The sequence below is a fragment of the Gordonia sp. NPDC003950 genome (assembly GCF_053605205.1).
In genome coordinates this window covers 281,163-301,151 of record NZ_JBSGIT010000002.1, presented here as the reverse complement: position 1 = coordinate 301,151, position 19,989 = coordinate 281,163, and the positions used below count along the sequence as shown (strand labels likewise).

The window sequence follows — 19,989 nt, the reverse complement described above, 5'->3', positions numbered from 1 at the left end:
TGCCGGATGCTCCGGGTCAAACGAGTGCTATCCCAGCGACCGCTACCAGTACTGAACCTGCCACACCGTAGACGATCCAGTAAGACCCATTAGGTTCGATCAGGCTGGGGTATTCGTTGATCCGGTTGAACCACGACATGATGTCCGCGTCGGGATCACCGTCGTGCTTCTCGGTGCGGTCGGTGTTCACGTGGCCGGTGCCCGGATGCACGCCCAGCCGGCCGGAGTTCCCCGGACTGTAGAACCAGAACTCTCCGAATGCGCTGCGCACCAACGGGAGTACCAGCGAACCGGTGGGCCAACCCGGCACCGTCACACCGCTGCAGATCGACCTCGCTCATCGTCGCGGCGCGGTCGGTGACGGGGTAGCGATCCAACTGGCCGAGCCACCGTTCGAATACCGCTCTCGTCTGCTCGACGGGGTGCTCTGGCTCATGAAACCTCCGCGGGTGTCGGCCTGTCGGGGTGAGTGACGGTGCGACGATAAACGCGCCCGGCGCGGCGGGTCGGGCCGCACGACGCCGACCGAATGACGGCGATCCCGGCTCTGCGGGTCCGTCGGGCCCTTTTGTGAGCGGTGTCATTCGGTAATCTCACGTGTGACATCGATCGGCAGGGAAAGGCGCATGACCCCATCACCGAGTTCCGCCGACGGGCCGCATACGCGGCCCCCTTTCGACGGCTTGCGGTGGTCGAATGCGCGACGCCGATACGCCGCCCGGGTCTGGGGAGTGGCCGGCGAGCCGACTGCGGCCGAGTGGGAGCAATTGGGGATCGACGGACGCCGGCGCCTGGCCCGCCGGGCGGTGGCCGTCTCGGTGGCCGCGATCGTCGGCAGCAACGCACTGATCGGTCTGGAGACCTTTCTTCTCGTCCAACTCGCCTACAACGGTGGACTGCTGACCGTGGACGCCACGATTGGTGCGCCCAACTTCCCGGCGATCGTGACCGCGATCGCGGTGTCGATCGTGGTGAATGTGGTTCTGGGTGTAGTGCTGCTCCGCCCGCAGATCGCCTGGTTTGTCGGCGGAGAGGTCGCCGATCACGCCAGACGCCTTGCCGTGCAACGTATCCCGATGATGCAAGTGATCGGGACGAGCGTCGCATGGGCAGCCTCGCTGCTGTGTCACGTGCTCCTGGCGGCGCGTACGCTCACCGTGTCGACACTCGTCGGGGTCACGGTGGCGTTCTTTCTGGCCGGCATGTCGAGTGCGTGTCTGACGTACCTGTTCGCCGAACGGGCGGCCCGCCCGCTGATGATGGTAGCCCTGGCCTCCGACCCCACCTCGCGTGTGGTGCACGGTGTCCGGGAGCGGATGTTCGCGGTGTGGGCGATCAGCTCGGCGGTCCCGATGATCGGCCTGATCATCCTCAACATCGGCCGGCGGATACATCTGCTGCCCGCTGTGGTCGGGGATGTCGACTGGGCATCGGTGGTGCTGGCGATCGTGGGCCTGGCCGCCGGAGCCCGGATCATCGCACTCGTCGGGCAGTCGTTGATCGATCCGCTCACCGAGTTGCGCGACGCGGTCGAGAAGGTCGATCAGGGCGAATTCGATGTCCACGTCGACGTCTACGACTCCTCGGAGCTCGGGGTGCTGCAGCACGGATTCAACGAGATGGTGGCCGGCCTCGATGAACGTGAGCGCATGCGAGAGCTGTTCGCCCGGCACGTGGGTGACACGGTGGCCGAGCTGGCCATCGAGAACGGGATGGGTCTGCACGGCACCAACACCGAGGTCGGGGTGCTGCTCGTCGACATCATCGGCTCCACCACGATCGCCCAGGAACGCTGTCCGCAGGACACCGCGGCGCTGCTCAACGAATTCTTCGAGATTGTCGCGCAGGTCGTCGACCATCACGCCGGCTTCGTCAACAAGTTCGAGGGGGATGCGGCCCTGGCCGTGTTCGGCGCCCCCGTCGCCATCGACAATCCGGCGGGCGCGGCGCTGGCCGCCGCCTGCGACCTTGCAGCGGGGCTGACCGAAGCACTCGATGTTCGGTGGGGGATCGGGGTGTCGTTCGGGATGGTGTTCGCCGGAAACATCGGCGCCGAACGCCGTTACGAGTACACCGTCATCGGCGACCCGGTCAACGAATGCGCCCGACTGTCGGAGATGGCCAAGACCAGTCGGGTACCGGTGCTGGCCAGCGGGCCCGCGGTGACCGCTGCGGGCGACGAAACGCAGAGGTGGACGCTGCTGGACCGGCGCGTGATGCGCGGCCGCAGCGAACCCACCGAGATCTTCGCGCCCGCCGATCTGGTCGCCCGGAACGCGCCGTCGATGGGCGAGATGTTGTCGGGTTTGTTGCGTCCGACCAAGTGGCTGGGATCGGCCGGACTATTGCGCCTGCGCTGACCCGGCCCGTCCGACGCCTACGCTGGGCGACGAACGTCACGTTCGTCCACGAAGGGACTCGCATATGAGCGGATGGTCAACCGCAGACATCCCGGATCAGTCCGGCAAGACCTACATCGTCACCGGTGCCAACAGTGGACTCGGCGCCGAGACCACCAAGGCCCTCGTGGCCGCCGGCGCGAGCGTCGTCATGGCGTGCCGTAACACCACCAAGGCCGATGCGATCGCCGCCGGACTCGGCAACCGCGTGCGCGTCGCGTCCCTGGACCTCGCCGACCTCGCGTCGGTGCGGGCCTTCGCCGACGCGGCGCCCGCCGCCGACGTGCTGATCAACAACGCCGGTGTGATGGCGCTGCCGTTACGGCGCACCGCCGACGGTTTCGAGATGCAGATGGGCACCAACCATCTCGGACACTTCGCGCTGACCGGGCTGCTGCTGCCGAAGATCTCCGAGCGGGTGGTGACGTTGTCGTCGGGCCTGCATCAACTCGGGCGCATCGACCTCGGCGATCTGGACTGGCGGTCGCGCCGGTACAAGCGGTGGCAGGCGTACGGCGATTCGAAGATGGCCAACCTGATGTTCGGGATGGACCTCGCCGACCGTTTCGACGCCGCCGACGACGGCCGACTGTCGCTCATCGCCCACCCCGGATACGCCGCGACCGAACTGCAGGGGCACACCGAATCGCTGATGGATCAGGTGATGAAGGTGGGCAATCTGTTCGCGCAGTCGGCGGCGTCGGGAGCCCTGCCGACCCTGTACGCCGCCACCTCGCCCGACGTGGTGAACGGCACCTTCTACGGACCGACGGCGCTCTTCGGGATGCGTGGGGCGCCGGGGGTGTCGTCATACTCCGGGCGCGCGAACGATCGGGCCATCCGGGACGGGCTCTGGGCCGCGTCGGAGAAGCTCACCGGGGTCACCTTCGCCGTCTGAGGGGCGCTGCGCCGAAGCACTTGACCACGCCGTCACCAGACCCCGGGTGGCCGGAACTGCACACTGATGCGGGCACCGGCGCCCGGGCTCTTGGGAACCGCGTGTTCCCACGTGCGTTGGCAGCTGCCGCCCATGACGAGCAGGTCTCCGGAACTCATCACGAAACGCAACGATGCGCCGCCTCCGCGCGGACGCAGCGTCAGTGCACGCGGTGAGCCCAGCGAGAGGATCGCCACCATCGTGTCGTGGCTCGCCCCACGTCCGATCCGATCACCGTGCCAGGCAACCGAATCCGAACCGTCGCGGTAAAGGCACAGTCCGGCGGTGGCGAAGCCCTCTGGGAGTTCGTCGCGGTAGTGGCCGGTCAACGTCAAACGACATTGGGCGAGAAGAGGATCGGGGAGCGGTTCGTCGGCCCGGTAGGTGGCCAGCAGACGTGGGACGTCGACCACCCGGTCATACATCCGACGTCGCTCGGCGCGCCAGGCGGCCTTCTCCCGCAGTGCATCGAACAGGGGTTCCGAACCGGTGATCCAGCCGGGACGCACGTCCACCCACGCGCCGTCGGTGAGTTCGCGGCGGGTCACTCCGGTGGCCACGGCCCCGATCTGCGGCGTGGTATCGGTGAGGTCGAAGATCGAACCCTGCATGCCGACGGTCATTCGTCCAGCGTAGCGTCGATCGAAAGAATGTTCTAGATGCGACCGCGGCATGACGCGGGCCGGCCAATACCTGTGTGCGTGGGTTCGCCCACATTCCCGATCCGGCCTGGCTGTCGCGAAGAAAGTGGAGTAAACATTGTCAAGTGTTAGTCACTCACACTTTCGTGGGTGGCGGCCGTCGCGGAGAACTCCCCGGCGGCCGAGACTCGTCCGCACACACCGCCCGTTCGCTCGTCTTTCGAGGACTCCCTGATGGCATCCATACTCTTCCGGCTCGGCCGGTTCTCCTTCCGGCACAAGTGGTGGGTGATCGCCACCTGGCTGATCCTGCTCGTCGTGGTCGCTGGATCGGTCGGCCTGCTCAAGCCGAAGTTCGCGCAGGATTTCGATCTGCCGGGAACCGACTCCGGGACGGCGACCAGCCAGCTGCAGGAGTACTTCCCCAAGGTCATGGAGCAGCAGTCGCAGGGGTCGGCGACGGTCGTGGTGTACGCCGCCGACGGTCTCGACGCGCATGCCGAACAGCTGCAGAAGCTGGCCACCGACCTGCGTGGGCTCTCCGACATCGCCGATCCGCAGGCCGTGGTCAGCCCGCTCGCGGTGGCCCAGGCGAAACCGGAGATGGCCGCGTCGGTGATCGGCGACAACGGTCATGTCGGACTCATCTCGGTGCAGGTGACCACCAACATCCAGGATCTGACGGTTGATCAGAAACAGCAGCTGATCGACGTGCTGGAGAAGAACCGGGCCGGTGGACTGCAGGTGGAGGCCACCGGGTCGCTCATGCAGGTTATGGAACAGGGTGGCACCGCCGAGCTCATCGGCTTCGCCGTCGCCTTCGTGGTGATGATCGTGGCCTTCGGGGCCCTGGTGGCGGCCTTCATCCCACTGATCACCGGCGTCGTCGGGGTCGCGTTGACGATGATGCTGGTGACGTTGTCGGCGGAGTTCATGACCGTCAACCAGACCGCCACCGGCATCGTCACGATGCTGGGTATCGCGGTTTCCATCGACTACGCGCTGTTCATCGTGTCGCGGTTCCGGACCGAACGGCACCGCGGTGGTGACCCGGCCGATGCCGCCGGACGTGCGGTGGGCACGGCCGGCACCGCGGTGGTCTTCGCCGGTCTGACCGTGGTGATCGCGGTCGTGGCCCTGACCGTCGTCGGCATCCCCCTGATCACCCAGATGGGTGCCGGTGCGGCGGTCGCGGTGATCATCGCGGTCCTCGCGGCGCTCACCCTGATCCCGGCGCTACTCGGAGCCACCGGACGGTTCGCCTTCACCCCGAAGATCCCGTGGATCAGGCACGCCGAGGAATCGACGACCGCCGACACCAACGGCGTGCGCTTCGGTAAGCAGGTGGTCAAGCGGCCGCTGCCGTTCATCATCGTCGGACTCGCCGTCCTGGTCCTCGCGGCGATCCCGGTGGGCAAGCTCGAGCTCGGCATGGACCTGTCCAACGCCGACGAGGCGCGCGCATCGGCGTTGCTGCAGAAGGGCTTCGGCGAGGGCATCAACGGGCCGCTGCTGGTGATCCTGCACGACGACGACGGGCAGGTCGCCACCGCGGCCGACGAGGCCGTCGCACACATCAAGACGCTGCCCGGTGTGGCCAACGCGGCGTCGCTGGCCTGGACGGGCAACGGCACCGGTGCCAACCCGAACGTCGGTGCCAACACGGCGTTGATCATGGTCACGCCCACCAGTGCGCCGTCGGATCAGGCGACGCACGACCTGATGGAGACGATCCGTGACTACGGGCCGCAGGTCGACAAGGCCGGCGTCGAGATGCACGTCGGCGGGCAGACCGCGATCATGTCGGACCTCTCGGCGAAGCTCGACAAGGCGCTCATCCCGTATCTCATCGTGGTGGTGGGGCTGGCATTCCTGATCATGATCGGTGTCTTCCGATCGATCTGGGTGCCGCTGGTGGGCACCGTCGGATTCATCTTCTCGGTGCTGGCGACCTTCGGTGTCACCGTCGCGATCTTCCAGGAGGGTTACCTCGGGATCATCTCCGACACCCGCCCGACACTGTCGTTCCTGCCGATCTTCCTGATCGGCGTGGTCTTCGGTCTCGCGATGGACTACCAGGTGTTCCTGGTGACCCGGATGCGCGAGGAGTACGTCCACGGCATGAGTGCCAAGGACGCGATCATCGCCGGCTACCGGCACGGTGCGCGAGTGGTGACGTCCGCCGCGATCATCATGATCAGTGTCTTCGCCTCCTTCATGCTCGCCCCGGACACCACCTCCAAGATGCTCGGATTCGCCCTGGCCATCGCGGTGTTCTTCGACGCCTTCATCATCCGGATGACCGTGGTGCCCGCAGTGATCGCGTTGCTCGGCGATCGCGCCTGGAGTCTGCCGAAGTGGTTGGACAAGGTGGTGTTCGACTTCGACATCGAGGGCGGGGCCGTCCGCGATCGGGGTGTGCCCTCCGCCGAGGATGAGAAGGCTCTGACGACGGCGCCATGATCGACCTGCCGGATACGGTGGCGCCCACCGTTCGCCCTGCCGGGCTGCGTGAGAAGCACAAGCAGCGCACCCGGCAGGCGATCCGGGATGCGGCCATGCGCCTGTTCGCGGCGCAGGGATACACGCAGACCACCGTCCAGCAGATCGCGCGCGAGGCTCAGATCTCCCACACGACCTTCTTCCGGTACTTCGCCTCGAAGGAACAGGTGGTCATCTCCGACGGGCTCGACGATGAACGCGACGCCGCCGCGGCGGCCATTCCGAAGGAACTCGGGCACTTCGACCTGCTCCGTGCGTTGATCACCGCGCAAGGGCGGATCGCCCTCGAGGATCCGTGGGCATCGAATCCGCAGCGGTTGCAGCTCATCCGGTCCGAACCGGCGCTACGGACGGCTTATCGGATCGAGGCGGATGCGTCGATCTCTCAGGGTGCCGCGTACTTCGCCGCGTATCTGGATGTGCCGGTGGATGATCCGTGTCTGCGGGTGTTCATCGCCGCCACCAGCGGGGTGATGTTCCACATCGCCGAATCCGTCGTGGACCCGAGCGACGGCGACGTTCTGGGCACCCTGCTCGACGCCGTCGATCTACTGGAACAAGGACTACCGCTCGATCGCGGCCGATAGTGTTGGTCCGCGGCGACGACGCGGCGGGGAAGGATGTGCATCGTGGGACGTTTGAGTGGCAAGGTCGCCTTCATCACCGGTGTGGCGCGCGGTCAGGGACGCGCGCATGCGGTTCGGCTGGCGAGTGAAGGCGCCCAGATCATCGGGGTCGATCTGGCCGGACCGCTGCCCGGGGTTCCCTATGACTCGGCGACGCCCGAGGATCTCGCCGAAACCGCCCGGCTGGTCGAAGAACAAGGCGCCACAGCCCTTCTGGCGCAATGTGATGTGCGTGATCTCGAGGGTATGACCGCAGCCGTGACACGGGGCGTCGAGGCACTCGGCGGCCTCGACATCGTGGTGGCCAACGCCGGCGTCTGTATCCCCGAGACGTGGGATGAGGTGACCCCCAACAGCTTTCGCGACACCATCGACATCAACGTCATCGGCGTGTGGAACACCGTGACCACCACCGCCAATCACCTCATCTCGCGCGGCGGCGGGTCGATCGTCATCATCAGCTCCCTGGCCGGAAAGAAGCTGCAGCCGTTCATGGTTCACTACACCACCAGCAAGCATGCGCTGGTCGGGATGGCCCGGGCATTCGCCGCCGAGCTCGGCGCCCACGACATCCGGGTCAACACGGTGCACCCGGGGGCGGTCGCCACCCCGATGGGTTCGGGTCAGATGGTCGCGCGCATCGAGCAGACCAATGCGGCCAACCCGCGGCTGGCGGGCATGGGCATGACCTTTGTCAATCAGTTCGTGGCCGAGGCGGAGGAGATCTCGAACGCGGTGGCGTTCCTGGCCTCCGATGAATCGAAGTTCATCACCGCCGAATCGATCTCCGTCGATGGTGGGGCGCAACACTTCTGATCCTGCCGCGGATTCATCGGCGACGCACCTCGGTCGGTGCCGCGCTCAGTGTCGCGATCGCCGCGTCGATGGTGGCGCAAGCCGCATCGGCGTCGACGCGGGCCAGTGAGAGCGCGGCGATGCTCGCCGCCACCGTCATCCGGGTCAGGCGATCCCACGTGGTGGCGTCGGCGTCGGGCAGATGAGCCTGCACGCCACGTGCGATCGCCGTCGACAATTCCCGGTGATAGGCGGCGACGACCTGCGCGACGGCGTCATCGCCGCCGATGTTGCCGGCCGCGGTGGTGAGCAGGAGGCAACCGGCCGGTGCCGCGCCGTCGCGGTCGATGACGGCGATCGCATCGCCCAGGCCGCGCAGGTAGTCGATCACGGCGTCACCGTCGACCTTCTCGACGGTCATCGGTCGCAGCCGGGGGCGCACGATGGTGTCGAGATAGTCGGTCACCGCGGCGTCGAACAGGCCGCGCATGTTGCCGAACGCGTGGTAGATGCTGGATCGTCCGACCCCGGTGGCCGCCTCCACGTCGGCCACGGATACGGCGTCGAAACCTTTGCGCCAGAATAGGTCACGCGCGTCGCTGACAAGCCTGCCGCGATCGTGGGTCACTGCGCGGCCCATGGCCTCCTCGATTCCCTGTTGACAATTTGTGCAACGATCATTCTAGTATAGTACTGGAACGTTCGGTTCACAAAGGAGTTGCCGTGGGTATCGTCGCCATCGTGTTCGCCGCTCTGGCGGCCGCCCTGCACGTCTACATCTGGGTGCTGGAGTCGTGGCGCTGGACTCACCCGTCGACCCGCGCCACATTCGGCACCACCGCCGACGAGGCGGTCGCGACCCGCGAGATGGCCTTCATCAGGGCTTCTACAACCTCTTCCTGGCGTTGATCGCCGGGATCGGTGCGGTGACCTGGTTCGTCGACGAGGCCGTCGGCGCCGCGTTGATCTACGCCGGGGCCGGATCGATGCTCGCCGCGGGTCTCGTGCTGCTGATCTCCTCGCCGGACAAGGCGCGGGCAGCCATCACCCAGTCGGCGCTTCCGCTGATCGCGGTGGTCGCCCTGAGTATCGCGCTTCTCTCATCGGTGAACTGACATCATTTCCGCTGAATCAAGGAGGATTTCATGACCGTCACCAGCACGCAGGTTCAACTCGTGTCGCGACCCGTCGGCTGGCCCACCGCCGACGACTTCCGTGTGGCGACAATCGAACTCGACGACCTCGCCGCGGGTGAGGTGCGCGTCGCCAACGAGTTCGTCAGCGTCGATCCGTACATGCGCGGCCGGATGATCGACACCCGAAGCTACATCCCGCCCTTCGCGCTGGGGGAGACGATGACCGGCGGTGCGGTCGGCCGGGTGAGCGAGTCGCGCGCCGACGACCTCCCGGTCGGCACATTGGTCAGCCACCAACTGGGGTGGCGCGACGTGGCACAAGCCCCCGCAACGGCTTTCACCCGGTTGCCGGAGCCGCCCGATGGTGTGGCCTCCTCGGCGTATCTGGGCATCTTCGGGTTGACCGGACTCACCGCCTACGTCGGGCTCACCGAGATCGCGAAGCTGAAAGACGGTGACGTGGTGTTCATCTCCGGCGCCGCGGGCGCGGTGGGTACCGCCGCCGGACAGATCGCCCGACTCCTCGGCGCGAAGGCGGTGATCGGTTCCGCGGGCGGGCCGGCCAAGGTTGATCTGCTGACCTCCCGCTACGGTTACGATTCGGCGCTGGACTACAAGGCCGGTTCGGTGCGAAAGCAGTTGCGGGAGCTGGCCACCGACGGTATCGACGTGTACTTCGACAATGTGGGCGGCGAGCACCTCGAGGCCGCGCTCGACGTCTTCAACGACGGTGGGCGCGCGGCCCTGTGCGGTGCGATCTCGGCCTACAACGCCACCGAGGCGCAGCCCGGCCCCCGCAACATGAGCAACATCATCACCCGCGGACTGACCCTGCGAGGTTTCACCCTCGGGCACTACCTCGGCTTCGCCGCGGAGTTCAACGAGAAGATGTCGCAGTGGTATGCGGGCGGCGACATCGTCTTCGACGAGACCGTGGTGGACGGGGTGGACCATGCCGTCGACGCCTTCCTCGGCATGATGCGCGGGGAGAACATCGGCAAGATGGTCGTGCGTGTCTGAGATGTGTTCAGAGACGCCGTAACCGGTCGGCGGCCTCGGCAATCACGTCGTCGCGTTTGGCGAAGGCGAAGCGCACCATGTGATTCCACGGGTCCTTGTGATCGGCGAACACACTGACCGGCACGGCGGCCACCCCGATCCGCTCGGGCAGCGACCGGCAGAAGTCCTCGCCGTCGGAGTATCCGAGCGGGCGCGGATCGGCGCACACGAAATAGGTTGCCTCGCTGCGGTGCACGGCGAACCCGGCATCGGAGAGCGCCCGGGACAACAGGTCCCGTTTGTTCTGGAGTTCGCCGGCGCTGCGGGCGACCCATGCCATCTCCTGCTCGAGTGCCACCGCGACGGCGGGCTGGAACGGTCCCGAACCCACGTAGGTCATGAACTGTTTGGCCGCACGCGCGGCGGCGACCAGTTCGCGCGGACCGCTGATCCAGCCGACCTTCCAGCCGGTGCAGTTGAATGTCTTTGCCGCACTCGATATCCGGAGGGTGCGCTCGCGCATCCCGGGCAGTGTGGCCAGTGGCGTGTGGGTGCGTCCGTCGAACAGCAGATGTTCGTACACCTCGTCGGTCACCGCGATCACGTCGTGCTCGACGCACAGGCGCGCGATCTCGGCGAGGTCGTCGTCGGAGAGCACGGTCCCGGTGGGATTGTGCGGCGAGTTCACCAGGATCAGGGCGGTGTCGGGTCCGAACGCGGCGGCCAGCCCGTCGCGGTCGAGGCGGAACCCGTCGCCGTCGGGGATCAATGGCACGGTGCGGCGTACACCGCCGGCCATCGCGACGGTCGCGGCATACGAGTCGTAATACGGCTCGATCATGATCACCTCACGGCCGGGTTCGGTCAGCCCGACGACCGCGCTCGCGATGGCCTCGGTGGCGCCGACGGTGATCAGCACCTCGGTGTCGGGGTCGTAGTCGAGGCCGTAATGTTCGCGCTGGTGGCCGGCCACGGCGTGGCGCAGGTTCGGGACCCCGATCCCCGGCGGGTACTGGTTCTGGCCGGTCGAGATGGCGTCCCGGGCCGCCTCGAGCATCGCCTCGGGTCCGTCGGTGTCCGGGAAACCCTGACCCAGGTTCACCGCGTCGTGACGCAGTGCCAGTGCCGACATCTCGGCGAAGATCGTGGCGGAGAACGGGCGCAGACGCGTGACGGTGGCCGGAGAAGGAGGCATGGGTTCAGGCTGTCACACCCCGGTCGGGTGAATTCCGACGATTGCCTCGGTTGTCCGGAGTAACCTCCCCGGCATGGGAACGCAAGTGAGTCAGATCACATCTGCATGGGCTCGGCGTCTCGGCGTCGCATGCGCCTGCCTGGCCTTCGGCCTGCTCACCGCCTGCAGCACCTCGGTCAGCGTCGGCAGCGACACCGTCGACTCGGCCGACGACGTCAACGTTGGCGAGTGCGTGTCCGTCGCAGACAGTTCCGACGGCAAGGTCGAGGCCACCAAGACCGACTGCGAGACCACCGAGTCCTTTGCCTTCTACGTGGCGTCGACGACCGCGACCACGTCGGAATGCCCGGGTCAGGAGTCCAGACTGACGTTCGAGGAGGGCGACCAACAGCTGTGTCTCACGCCGAACATGGCGCAGGGCAAGTGCTACGAGGTGCCCTCGGGCGGCGCCGGGTCGTTGACCGACTTCAAGGCCGTCGACTGTGGCGCGACGGCGGCCGACGGCACCGCCGTGGTCGAGGTCGTCACCCGCTCCAACAGCACGGTGACCTGCGATGCGAGTCTGACCGCCCTGGAGTTCACCGAACCTCAACCGCTCGGCTACTGCCTTCGGGTGAGCTGAACGACCGACGCCGTCCAAGCGTTTGTCAAGTGCGCGACAAGCCACGACGACGACCGTGTCGGCAGCACACCACCGCTGCCGAAAGGACCCGCCATGTTCACCACCGATCGCCACGACCACGACCACAACCACGACCCCGAAGTCGAGGGCCGGCCCGCCCGGCCACTGTTGCGGCTCGCCTACAACGGTGCCGTCATCATCGGCTGCCTCGGGTTCATGCTCGTCGCTGCATGCAGCGTCAGCCTCGGCACCGACGCCATCGAATCCCCGAACGACATCGAAGTCGGCGAATGCTTGTCGATCGGTGCCGACGACGAGCAGGGCAAGGTGAACGCCGCCAAGGTCGACTGCGAACGCACCGATGGGCTGACGTTCTACGCCGCGTCGACGGTGGCCGCCGAATCCGGTTGCGACGCCGCCAACACCTCCACCCTCACCTTCGGTGAGAATCGCGAGAGTCTCTGCCTGACACCGAACTTCACTGAGGGACGGTGCTATCAGATCCCGATCGGCGGCGACCTCGTCGACTACCGCGAGGTGACCTGCGATGCGCAGGCCGCCGAGCAAACGGTGGTGGCGCGCGCCGTCGAGCGTGGCGACGCGTCGATCACCTGCGACGCCGACGACACGATGTGGTCATTCGCCCGGCCGCAATCGGTGGGCTACTGCCTGAGGACTGTCGTCTGATCCGGGGAAAGCGCAGGGAGCAGGTAAGGTTACGGACCTGACGTGCCGCCGGTGTCGAGGAGGGCTGAGGTGGTCTACACACCGGGTGATGCCTTCGCCGGGTACACGATCGAGCGGCTCGTGGGCCGCGGCGGCATGGGTGAGGTCTATCTGGCCCGCCACCCCAAACTGCCCCGCAAGGAGGCCGTCAAGATCCTGCCGGCCGATCTCAGCCGGGATCCGATGTTCCGGCAGCGTTTCATCCGGGAGGCCGAGTTGGCCTCCAGCATGGTGCATCCGGCGATCGTCACGATCTACAACTCCGGTGAGGACGACGGCCACCTGTGGCTGGCGATGGAGTTCATCGACGGCGTCGACGGCAGTGAACTGCTGCGTCGTCACCCCCGAGGTCTCGACCCCGCACTGGTGTCGGTGATCGCCATGTCGGTGGCGTCGGCGTTGGATGCGGCGCACGCCCGCGGCCTGCTGCACCGGGATGTGAAACCGGCCAACATCCTGGTGCAGGGCGCCGACGGCGCGGGTGCCACACGCGTCGGCCGGCAGCCGCCGCGGGTGCTGCTCGCGGACTTCGGGATCGCCAAGTCGACCGCCGACGTCACCAACCTGACCTCGGCGAACATGTTTCTCGGGACGGTGGCCTACGTCGCTCCCGAGCAACTCCTCGGTACCGAGGTCGACGGGCGGGCCGACCAGTACAGTCTCGCCGCCACCCTGTTCCAGTTGCTCTGCGGGGTCCCGCCGTTCGAGGGCAGTACCCAGACCAGTGTGATCGCCGCGCACCTGAATTCCGATCCGCCTGCGCTCTCCGGGCTGCGGCCGGGAACCTCGAGCGCCGTCGACGAGGTGTTGCGGCGCGGACTCGGCAAGACCGCCGACGAGCGGTATCCGTCGTGTGGCGATCTCGCCGCCGACCTCGATCGGGCCTTGCGCGGCGCCCAGTCGGGACCACCGCAGGCGGGGCCGCCGCCGGGTCCCACGGAGGTCATCCCGGCACGGGCGTCGGTACCGCCGCCGTATGCGCAGCCGATCCCGTCCTCACCGGTTCCGCCGGCGCCCGCGGGCCCGTACACCGGAGCGTCGTATCCCGGCGCCGCGGCGCCCGGTTCGGTTCCGCCGTACGGCCCGCCCAGTGCGCCGCTGTCGGTGGGGTCGTATCCGAGTCAGCCGGGCGGCACCGGCGGTTATCCGCTGCCGCCGGCACCTCGACGCGGATCGTCGTCGAAGACCGCGTTGGCGGTCGTCGGTGCCCTGCTGGTGCTGGGCCTGGTGATCGGCGCCGGTGTCTGGGTGGCGAATCTGCTGTCCGGGTCGGATTCGGGCACCTCGACCGCCGCCGGCAACTCGGTCACCACCACGGCGGTCGCGGGTACGCCCACCTCCACGCCGTTCACCCGCCCGCCGGTGACCGAGCAGCCGACGCAGATCTCCGGTCCCGGCCAGATCGCGGTCGGTGATTGTGTGCAGATCGGTCGGCAGCCCGACTCCGCCGGCAATGTCGACACCAGTCGCGTCGATTGCGCCACGTCGGCGATGACGTTCTACGCCGCCGAATTCGTCGCCGCCTCCGCGGAGTGCCCCAACGACCACAACGCCAGTCTGTCCTTCGGTGGGACCGCCCAAAAGCTCTGTCTGGCACCCAATTTCACGCCAGGGCAGTGCTACCAGATCCCCAGTTCGGGTGGTTCACTCGCCGACTACCACGAGTTGAGTTGCGGTGCGGCCGCGGCGGCGGGAACGGTCGCATTCCGGATCACCAACCGGTCGACGAGCGCGGTGAGCTGCGCGACGGGGGAGTTGCGGTGGATCTTCGCCCAGCCCGAATCCCTGGGGTACTGCCTGACCCAGGAATCCGGTTCCTGATCTGAGGTTCGCCCTCGACGGACCGTTCTCGGAGGCCGGGGCCGTCAGCCCGCCGATTCCTCGCCGATGGTGGGTCCGAGCAGGTCGTCGGCATCGGTGATGCGGTAGGCGTACCCCTGTTCGGCGAGGAACCGCTGACGGTGCGCGGCGTAGTCGGCGTCGAGGGTGTCGCGGGAGACCACCGAGTAGAAGTGCGCCTGTCCGCCATCGGCCTTGGGACGTAACAGCCGGCCGAGGCGCTGCGCCTCCTCCTGCCGGGAACCGAACGTGCCCGACACCTGAACCGCCACCGACGCCTCGGGGAGATCGATGGAGAAATTGGCGACCTTGCTGACCACGAGCGTCTGGATCTCACCGGACCGGAAGCGGTCGAACAGGATCTCGCGTTCCTTGTTCTTGGTCGCTCCCTGGATCACCGGGGCGTCGAGTTCACGGCCGAGTTCCTCGAGCTGATCGATGTACGCGCCGATCACCAGCGTCTGGGATTCGCTGTGGCGGGCCAAGATCGACCGCACCACGTTGACCTTGGTGTGGGCGGTCGAACAGAGCTTGTATTTCTCCTCCGCCTCGGCAACCGCATACTGCAGGCGTTCCTCGTCGGTGAGGGTCACCCGCACCTCGATGCACTCGGCCGGCGCGATCCAGCCCTGCGCCTCGATGTCCTTCCACGGCGCGTCGTACCGCTTGGGGCCGATGAGGGAGAAGACATCTCCCTCGCGGCCGTCCTCGCGGACCAGCGTCGCGGTCAGGCCCAGACGGCGACGGGACTGCAGATCGGCGGTCATCCGGAACACCGGAGCGGGCAGCAGATGCACCTCGTCGTAGATGATCAGGCCCCAGTCCCGGGAATCGAACAGATCGAGATTCTTGTACTCGCCCTTGGATTTCCGGGTCATCACCTGGTAGGTCGCGATCGTCACCGGCCGGATCTCCTTGCGCTCACCCGAGTATTCACCGATCTCGTCCTCGGTCAGCGTGGTGCGGGCGATGAGTTCGCGTTTCCACTGGCGGCCGGCCACGGTGTTGGTGACCAGGATCAGGGTGGTCGCGCCCGCCTTGGCCATCGCCGCCGCGCCGACCATCGTCTTACCGGCACCGCACGGCAGCACGACGACACCCGAACCACCCGCCCAGAACGAGTCCGCGGCCATCTCCTGATAGTCGCGCAGATGCCAGTCGCCCTGATCGAGTGCGATCGGATGAGCCTCACCATCGACGTAACCGGCGAGGTCCTCGGCCGGCCAGCCGACCTTCAGCAGCACCTGCTTGAGGCGTCCCCGCTCCGACGGATGCACCACGACGGTGTCGTCGTCGATGCGGGCGCCGAGCATCGGCGCGACCTTCTTGTTGCGCAGGATCTCCTCGAGGACCGCGCGGTCGAGGCTGACCAACGTCAGGCCGTGGACCGGACTCTTGACCAACTGCAGCCGACCGAACCGGCCCATCGTGTCGACGATGTCCATCAGCAGCGGCTGCGGGACCGCATACCGGGAGTAGGTGACCAGGGCGTCGACGACCTGCTCGGCGTCGTGCCCGGCCGCCCGCGCGTTCCACAGCGCGAGTGGGGTCACCCGATAGGTGTGGACGTGCTCGGGTGCACGTTCGAGTTCGGCAAACGGGGCGATCGCACCACGAGCCGCCGCGGCGTCGGGGTGGTCGACCTCGAGCAGCAGCGTTTTGTCGGATTGCACGATCAGGGGTCCATCAGTCACCCGATCCATTGTCCAGATCGGTGCAAGTCCCGTCGAGCCAGACCCCGCACGGCCGTTGACAGCGCTCTGTACCTCGCTGACAGCGCTTGCCGGGACGTTGACAGCGCCCAGCCGACCGCAGTCAACGTGGGTGAGGGCGCTGTCAACGTGGGTGAGGGCGCTGTCAACGTCGACGGTGGGTGCGCCCTCACCCCTTGACGCAGACCACCTGACGCAGGTGCGCCACCACCTCGACGAGGTCGGTCTGCGCGGCGATCACGTCGTCGATGTCCTTGTACGCGGCCGGGATCTCGTCGACGACGCCCGAATCCTTGCGGGATTCGACACCCCGGGTCTGGGCGACGAGGTCGTCGGCGGTGAACTGTCGACGTGCCTGCGACCGGCTCATCCGACGCCCCGCACCATGCGACGCCGAGTAGAACGACTGCTCCGAACCCAACCCCCGCACCACGTAGGAGCCGGTACCCATCGATCCCGGGATGAGACCGAGGTCGCCGGCGCCGGCGCGGATCGCTCCCTTGCGGGTCACCAGCAACTCCAGACCGTCGATGTGCTCGGTGGCCACGTAGTTGTGGTGGCAGCTGATCGGCTCGTCGAATCGGACGACGCGGTCGGCGAAGCTCTGCCGGACCGCCTCGCACACCAGTGCCAGCATCACCCGGCGATTGCGTGCCGCGTACTCCTGCGCCCAGTCGAGGTCACGACGGTAGGCGTCCATCTCCGCGGTCCCTGTCAGGAACACGGCGAGATCACGGTCGGGCAGCTCCGCGTTGTGCGGCAGGGCGGCCGCCACCGTCATATGCCGTTCGGCGAGTTCCTTGCCGATGTTGCGGGACCCGGAGTGAAGCATGATCCACACCTGCTGCTCGTCGTCGAGACAGATCTCGATGAAGTGGTTGCCGCCACCGAGTGACCCCATCTGACGCTGCGCGCGGGTGTCGAGCTGCCGAACCCCACGATGCAGGCCGGCGAAGCGCTCCCAGAAGCTGTCCCAGCCGCCGCCGAGGCGGTGGCGGACCACGTTGACCGGCTCCGCATGACCCCGGAATCCGACCGGCACCTTGGCCTCGATCGCCGAACGCAACCCGGACAGATCGTCGGGCAGGTCCGAAGCGGTCAGGTCCGTGCGCACGGCGGCCATGCCGCAACCGATGTCGACGCCGACCGCGGCCGGGCACACCGCATCACGCATGGCGATCACCGATCCGACGGTCGCGCCCTTCCCGACGTGCACGTCGGGCATCACACGGACCCCGTACACCCAGGGCAGCGTCGAGACCCGGCGCAGCTGATTGCGCGCCTGATGCTCGATCGACTCCTCGTCGGCCCACATGAGGGTCGATGCGGTGGTGCCCGAAAGGGATACGGGGAACTGCGGTTCCATGGCTTCTTCCATTGCTCGTGTCTGTTGCCCAGGAGGTTTCCGGGGCGTGGCAAAGGTACGTGCGAATCCCGGCGAGGGCGAACCATTTTCGGACCGGGACGCCGGAAACCGGACACCCCGACGTGGGCTACGTGTCGAGCAGTTCGACACTGGTGATGCGGTGCAACGAGAACCGTTGTTCGTCATCGGTGCCGTCCTCGACGCCGATCAGCTGGCCCGAACCCAAGGCCTGCGGGGTGACGACGTGTTGACTGGCCGACCCGTGTGCGTCGACGTAGCCGACCCGCAGTCTGCGATGGGCGCGTAGCGCCAATTGGATGAGGGCCGTGGCGGTTTCACCGTTTCCGCCGGCCCGTACCGACGCCGACGCCGACGCCGGGCGTGCGGTCGCGGCCCGATCGCCGGATCGGACACGGCCGATCACCGCCAATACCTGGTCGTCGTTCAGCGCGGACCGCCGCGGCGGGATGGCGTGACGTCGTGCGCGGGTGACGGGGACCCGGCTGCCGCGTTCACGCATGTCCACCAACTCGCCCGAGGAATCCTCCCCGCTGGGCGCGAACCCGGCAGCACGCAAGGAGTCGAGCACGTCGCGGATCTCGCTGGGGGACACCGCAACCGTCGGTGCGAGCGCCCGCATCGACAGGTGCGCGGCGGCCTCGCTGCGCAACACGGCGGCCAGGGTGGCCGCATCCTCGCAGCGAATGAACGACGAGGCGATGCCGACGCGCAACTGTCCGTGCCGACGGGCCACGTCCTCGATCAGATATGTCAGTGATTGTGGTACTGGCGTACGGGAGTGTGTGGTGAACATCGCGATGAGTTCGCTGCTGGAGCGACCGGCGTCGAGGGCGCGCCGCACACTCACCTCGCTGACGCGGTATACCGATGCGGCGCCGCCGGATTCGAGATCGGCCACCATCTCGACCTGTTCGGCGAGTTCCGGGGTCATCGGGCCGGGGACGGTGATCGTGAGGTCGGCCTGGGTGAGGAAGTGATCCACCGGTTCCGGCAGTGCCGTGCGCATCGCGGCGACGATCGGTGCGTCGTCGGCGCCGGCATCGGCCTCGAGGATCGCGCGTCCGACCGAACTCAGGGCGTGGTGGGCGACGAGTCCCATCTCGCGCGCTTCCCGAAGCGTGTGTTCGACGACATGAGAACCCAAGCGCCGCATCTGATGTGGGTGTTGCCAGGCCAACAGGGAGACCAGGCCGGCCACCGACACCGGTGCCGCCGCCGGGCTCAGGGACATCGCGGAGAGGATGGTGCGCCGTTGGGCGGGTGCGTGGGCGTCGTAGTTGTCACCCGACAGTGCCGGGATCGCGGTGCCGTCGCGGTCGGGCTCGCCGACCTGCCAGGCGCGTCGCGGCATGGTCAGCCAGGCCTCGACGAGCGTGTACCACTGGCGTTCTCGTGGTTGGTGCAGCCAGGTGTCGACGGTGGTGGTCGGCGCGAACACGTGCTCACCGGTGTCGCCCGGCGGTGGCGGATCGGGGAATCCCGCGTCGATCAGTCGTGCATGTCCGAGGATCTCGATGAGCAACGCCACCCGCTGCTGATCGAGACCGGTGGCCTTGGTCAGGCGGCGCAGTTCCCGTACCCCGAGCGCGCCCGACCGCAGCACCGCCGCGGGTGTGGCGCCGAGGATCCGCAGCAGGGTTGTCGTATGCCGGATGGCCTCGAGTGCCTCGCCGCCGGCAGCCGCATCGACGTCGCGGGCGGAGAAGCGACGTGAGCCGGAGTCGTCCTCGGGCCGCGGGCGACTCAGATCGTCGGTCCGCAGTGGGGGCTCGTCGCGCAGCAGTTGGCCGAGTTGAGGTGGGAGCTCGACGGTCTGATGATCGATGCGGGCGAGCATGCCGTCGGCGATGAGACGGGCGACCGGCGCGGCGGGATCGGCGTCGGGAGCGGCATCACGGCTGCGTCCGAGCGCGGGACCACGCGACAGTGCGCCGAGCAATTCCCGCTCCCGTTCGTCGAGCGCGGCGAGCCGCTGCGCGAGTTCGGCCGGTGCGAGCGTCGCCGACGGGCCGGTGAGGTGCAAACCGCGCCACGGCATTGCGGATGCGGCGTGCGCCCCGATGTGCAGCGCATCGTCGGGTCCCCAGATCAGCGCGAGCCGTCGCAGCTGATCGACGCGCACCTCGACCTCGTCGGCATCGGCGCGGTCGGCGAGCGCGGACCGGATGGTCGGCAGCGATACCGTGTCTGACTCCGGGGGGCCGTGCTCGATCAGCGACTCCAGGACGGCGAGGCCGAGTAGATCCAGGCTCTCACCCGCCAGGGCCACCGACGCCGGGGACAGTGCGCGTTGGGCGAGCACCTGTGTGCCCTGCGGTGGGGGTGAGGCGAGATCCGGCCGCAGCGTGATGAGATCGGCCAGCTGCGCATCCGAACGCGACGCCAGGTCATCGGCGAGTGCACTCGCGCGACTGTCCGGACTCATTCGACCGATTCTACCGAGCGGGTCTTCCGATCGGGATCAGCCCGGGCC

Annotated in this window: 16 protein-coding genes and 1 pseudogene; 10 read left to right on the top strand and 7 right to left on the bottom strand. The window is 67.5% G+C overall.

What is annotated here, in order from left to right:
• Positions 1-16 precede the first annotated feature (16 nt).
• The gene (locus ACWETB_RS03105) at positions 17-271 is read right to left on the bottom strand and encodes a hypothetical protein (RefSeq protein WP_452209196.1); all 255 of its coding nucleotides are present in this window, start codon (positions 269-271) and stop codon (positions 17-19) included.
• A gap of 355 nt (positions 272-626) precedes the next feature.
• Here ACWETB_RS03105 and ACWETB_RS03100 point away from each other — a divergent pair, with 355 nt between their 5' ends.
• Both ACWETB_RS03100 and ACWETB_RS03095 read left to right on the top strand, forming a co-directional pair.
• Positions 627-2,360: an adenylate/guanylate cyclase domain-containing protein gene (locus ACWETB_RS03100; protein WP_452209194.1), complete on the top strand. Its 1,734-nt coding sequence runs from the start codon at positions 627-629 to the stop codon at positions 2,358-2,360.
• A 64-nt stretch (positions 2,361-2,424) separates the two neighbouring features.
• Positions 2,425-3,297, top strand: coding sequence for an oxidoreductase (locus tag ACWETB_RS03095; protein WP_449742013.1), 873 nt, complete (start codon positions 2,425-2,427; stop codon positions 3,295-3,297).
• A gap of 32 nt (positions 3,298-3,329) precedes the next feature.
• On the opposite strand, the gene ACWETB_RS03090 is transcribed toward ACWETB_RS03095, so the two are convergent.
• Positions 3,330-3,959: an alpha-ketoglutarate-dependent dioxygenase AlkB gene (locus ACWETB_RS03090; protein ID WP_449742012.1), complete on the bottom strand. Its 630-nt coding sequence runs from the start codon at positions 3,957-3,959 to the stop codon at positions 3,330-3,332.
• 252 nt (positions 3,960-4,211) lie between these two features.
• On the opposite strand from ACWETB_RS03090, the gene ACWETB_RS03085 reads away from it, so the two are divergent.
• Genes ACWETB_RS03085 through ACWETB_RS03075 form a run of 3 tightly spaced genes read left to right on the top strand, consistent with a single transcriptional unit; the run spans position 4,212 to position 7,921 of the window.
• Positions 4,212-6,440 (top strand): MMPL family transporter, encoded by a 2,229-nt coding sequence (locus tag ACWETB_RS03085; protein WP_452209191.1) that lies wholly within the window; start codon positions 4,212-4,214, stop codon positions 6,438-6,440.
• Positions 6,437-7,066, top strand: a complete 630-nt coding sequence (locus tag ACWETB_RS03080) for a TetR/AcrR family transcriptional regulator (protein WP_449742010.1) — start codon at positions 6,437-6,439, stop codon at positions 7,064-7,066. Before ACWETB_RS03085 ends, ACWETB_RS03080 begins: the two co-directional genes overlap by 4 nt.
• Positions 7,067-7,108: 42 nt before the next feature.
• Complete coding sequence (locus ACWETB_RS03075) at positions 7,109-7,921, top strand: mycofactocin-coupled SDR family oxidoreductase (RefSeq protein ID WP_452209189.1); 813 nt, start codon at positions 7,109-7,111, stop codon at positions 7,919-7,921.
• Positions 7,922-7,934: 13 nt separating this feature from the next.
• Here ACWETB_RS03075 and ACWETB_RS03070 read toward each other — a convergent pair whose 3' ends face one another.
• Positions 7,935-8,540 (bottom strand): TetR/AcrR family transcriptional regulator, encoded by a 606-nt coding sequence (locus ACWETB_RS03070; RefSeq protein WP_449742009.1) that lies wholly within the window; start codon positions 8,538-8,540, stop codon positions 7,935-7,937.
• Positions 8,541-8,623: 83 nt separating this feature from the next.
• Between ACWETB_RS03070 and ACWETB_RS03065 the strand changes: the two are divergent.
• Positions 8,624-9,015, top strand: a pseudogene (locus tag ACWETB_RS03065) (DUF1304 domain-containing protein).
• A gap of 30 nt (positions 9,016-9,045) precedes the next feature.
• A complete protein-coding gene (locus ACWETB_RS03060; RefSeq protein WP_449742007.1) occupies positions 9,046-10,056 on the top strand; it encodes an NADP-dependent oxidoreductase in 1,011 nt (336 codons plus the stop codon).
• A 7-nt stretch (positions 10,057-10,063) separates the two neighbouring features.
• Here the strand turns inward: ACWETB_RS03060 and ACWETB_RS03055 are convergent, their stop codons facing one another.
• The gene (locus tag ACWETB_RS03055; RefSeq protein ID WP_449742006.1) at positions 10,064-11,230 is read right to left on the bottom strand and encodes a pyridoxal phosphate-dependent aminotransferase; all 1,167 of its coding nucleotides are present in this window, start codon (positions 11,228-11,230) and stop codon (positions 10,064-10,066) included.
• 73 nt (positions 11,231-11,303) lie between these two features.
• On the opposite strand from ACWETB_RS03055, the gene ACWETB_RS03050 reads away from it, so the two are divergent.
• The 3 genes from ACWETB_RS03050 (at position 11,304) to ACWETB_RS03040 (ending at position 14,399) form a co-directional block, all read left to right on the top strand.
• A complete protein-coding gene (locus tag ACWETB_RS03050) occupies positions 11,304-11,852 on the top strand; it encodes a hypothetical protein (RefSeq protein WP_449742005.1) in 549 nt (182 codons plus the stop codon).
• A gap of 93 nt (positions 11,853-11,945) precedes the next feature.
• The gene (locus ACWETB_RS03045) at positions 11,946-12,539 is read left to right on the top strand and encodes a pyridine nucleotide-disulfide oxidoreductase (protein ID WP_449742004.1); all 594 of its coding nucleotides are present in this window, start codon (positions 11,946-11,948) and stop codon (positions 12,537-12,539) included.
• A gap of 69 nt (positions 12,540-12,608) precedes the next feature.
• Positions 12,609-14,399 carry a protein kinase domain-containing protein gene (locus tag ACWETB_RS03040; protein WP_449742003.1) on the top strand — a complete coding sequence of 597 codons (1,791 nt, stop codon included), beginning with the start codon at positions 12,609-12,611 and terminating at the stop codon, positions 14,397-14,399.
• Between the two features lie 44 nt (positions 14,400-14,443).
• On the opposite strand, the gene ACWETB_RS03035 is transcribed toward ACWETB_RS03040, so the two are convergent.
• From ACWETB_RS03035 to ACWETB_RS03025, 3 genes are all read right to left on the bottom strand, one after another.
• Entirely contained in the window at positions 14,444-16,111 is a 1,668-nt protein-coding gene (locus ACWETB_RS03035; RefSeq protein ID WP_348804837.1) for a DNA repair helicase XPB, read from the bottom strand.
• Positions 16,112-16,298: 187 nt separating this feature from the next.
• Entirely contained in the window at positions 16,299-17,495 is a 1,197-nt protein-coding gene (locus ACWETB_RS03030) for an RtcB family protein (protein ID WP_452209186.1), read from the bottom strand.
• A gap of 127 nt (positions 17,496-17,622) precedes the next feature.
• Positions 17,623-19,941, bottom strand: a complete 2,319-nt coding sequence (locus tag ACWETB_RS03025) for a helicase-associated domain-containing protein (RefSeq protein WP_452209184.1) — start codon at positions 19,939-19,941, stop codon at positions 17,623-17,625.
• Positions 19,942-19,989 lie beyond the last annotated feature (48 nt).

Excerpts from the sequence above, each read along its gene's own strand:
- ACWETB_RS03055 (WP_449742006.1), bottom strand. The coding sequence starts at position 11,230 with ATGCCTCCTTCTCCGGCCACCGTCACGCGTCTGCGCCCGTTCTCCGCC.
- ACWETB_RS03085 (WP_452209191.1), top strand. The coding sequence starts at position 4,212 with ATGGCATCCATACTCTTCCGGCTCGGCCGGTTCTCCTTCCGGCACAAG.
- ACWETB_RS03045 (WP_449742004.1), top strand. The coding sequence starts at position 11,946 with ATGTTCACCACCGATCGCCACGACCACGACCACAACCACGACCCCGAA.
- ACWETB_RS03070 (WP_449742009.1), bottom strand. The coding sequence starts at position 8,540 with ATGGGCCGCGCAGTGACCCACGATCGCGGCAGGCTTGTCAGCGACGCG.
- ACWETB_RS03060 (WP_449742007.1), top strand. The coding sequence starts at position 9,046 with ATGACCGTCACCAGCACGCAGGTTCAACTCGTGTCGCGACCCGTCGGC.
- ACWETB_RS03080 (WP_449742010.1), top strand. The coding sequence starts at position 6,437 with ATGATCGACCTGCCGGATACGGTGGCGCCCACCGTTCGCCCTGCCGGG.
- ACWETB_RS03100 (WP_452209194.1), top strand. The coding sequence starts at position 627 with ATGACCCCATCACCGAGTTCCGCCGACGGGCCGCATACGCGGCCCCCT.
- ACWETB_RS03030 (WP_452209186.1), bottom strand. The coding sequence starts at position 17,495 with ATGGAACCGCAGTTCCCCGTATCCCTTTCGGGCACCACCGCATCGACC.
- ACWETB_RS03025 (WP_452209184.1), bottom strand. The coding sequence starts at position 19,941 with ATGAGTCCGGACAGTCGCGCGAGTGCACTCGCCGATGACCTGGCGTCG.
- ACWETB_RS03090 (WP_449742012.1), bottom strand. The coding sequence starts at position 3,959 with ATGACCGTCGGCATGCAGGGTTCGATCTTCGACCTCACCGATACCACG.
- ACWETB_RS03095 (WP_449742013.1), top strand. The coding sequence starts at position 2,425 with ATGAGCGGATGGTCAACCGCAGACATCCCGGATCAGTCCGGCAAGACC.
- ACWETB_RS03050 (WP_449742005.1), top strand. The coding sequence starts at position 11,304 with ATGGGAACGCAAGTGAGTCAGATCACATCTGCATGGGCTCGGCGTCTC.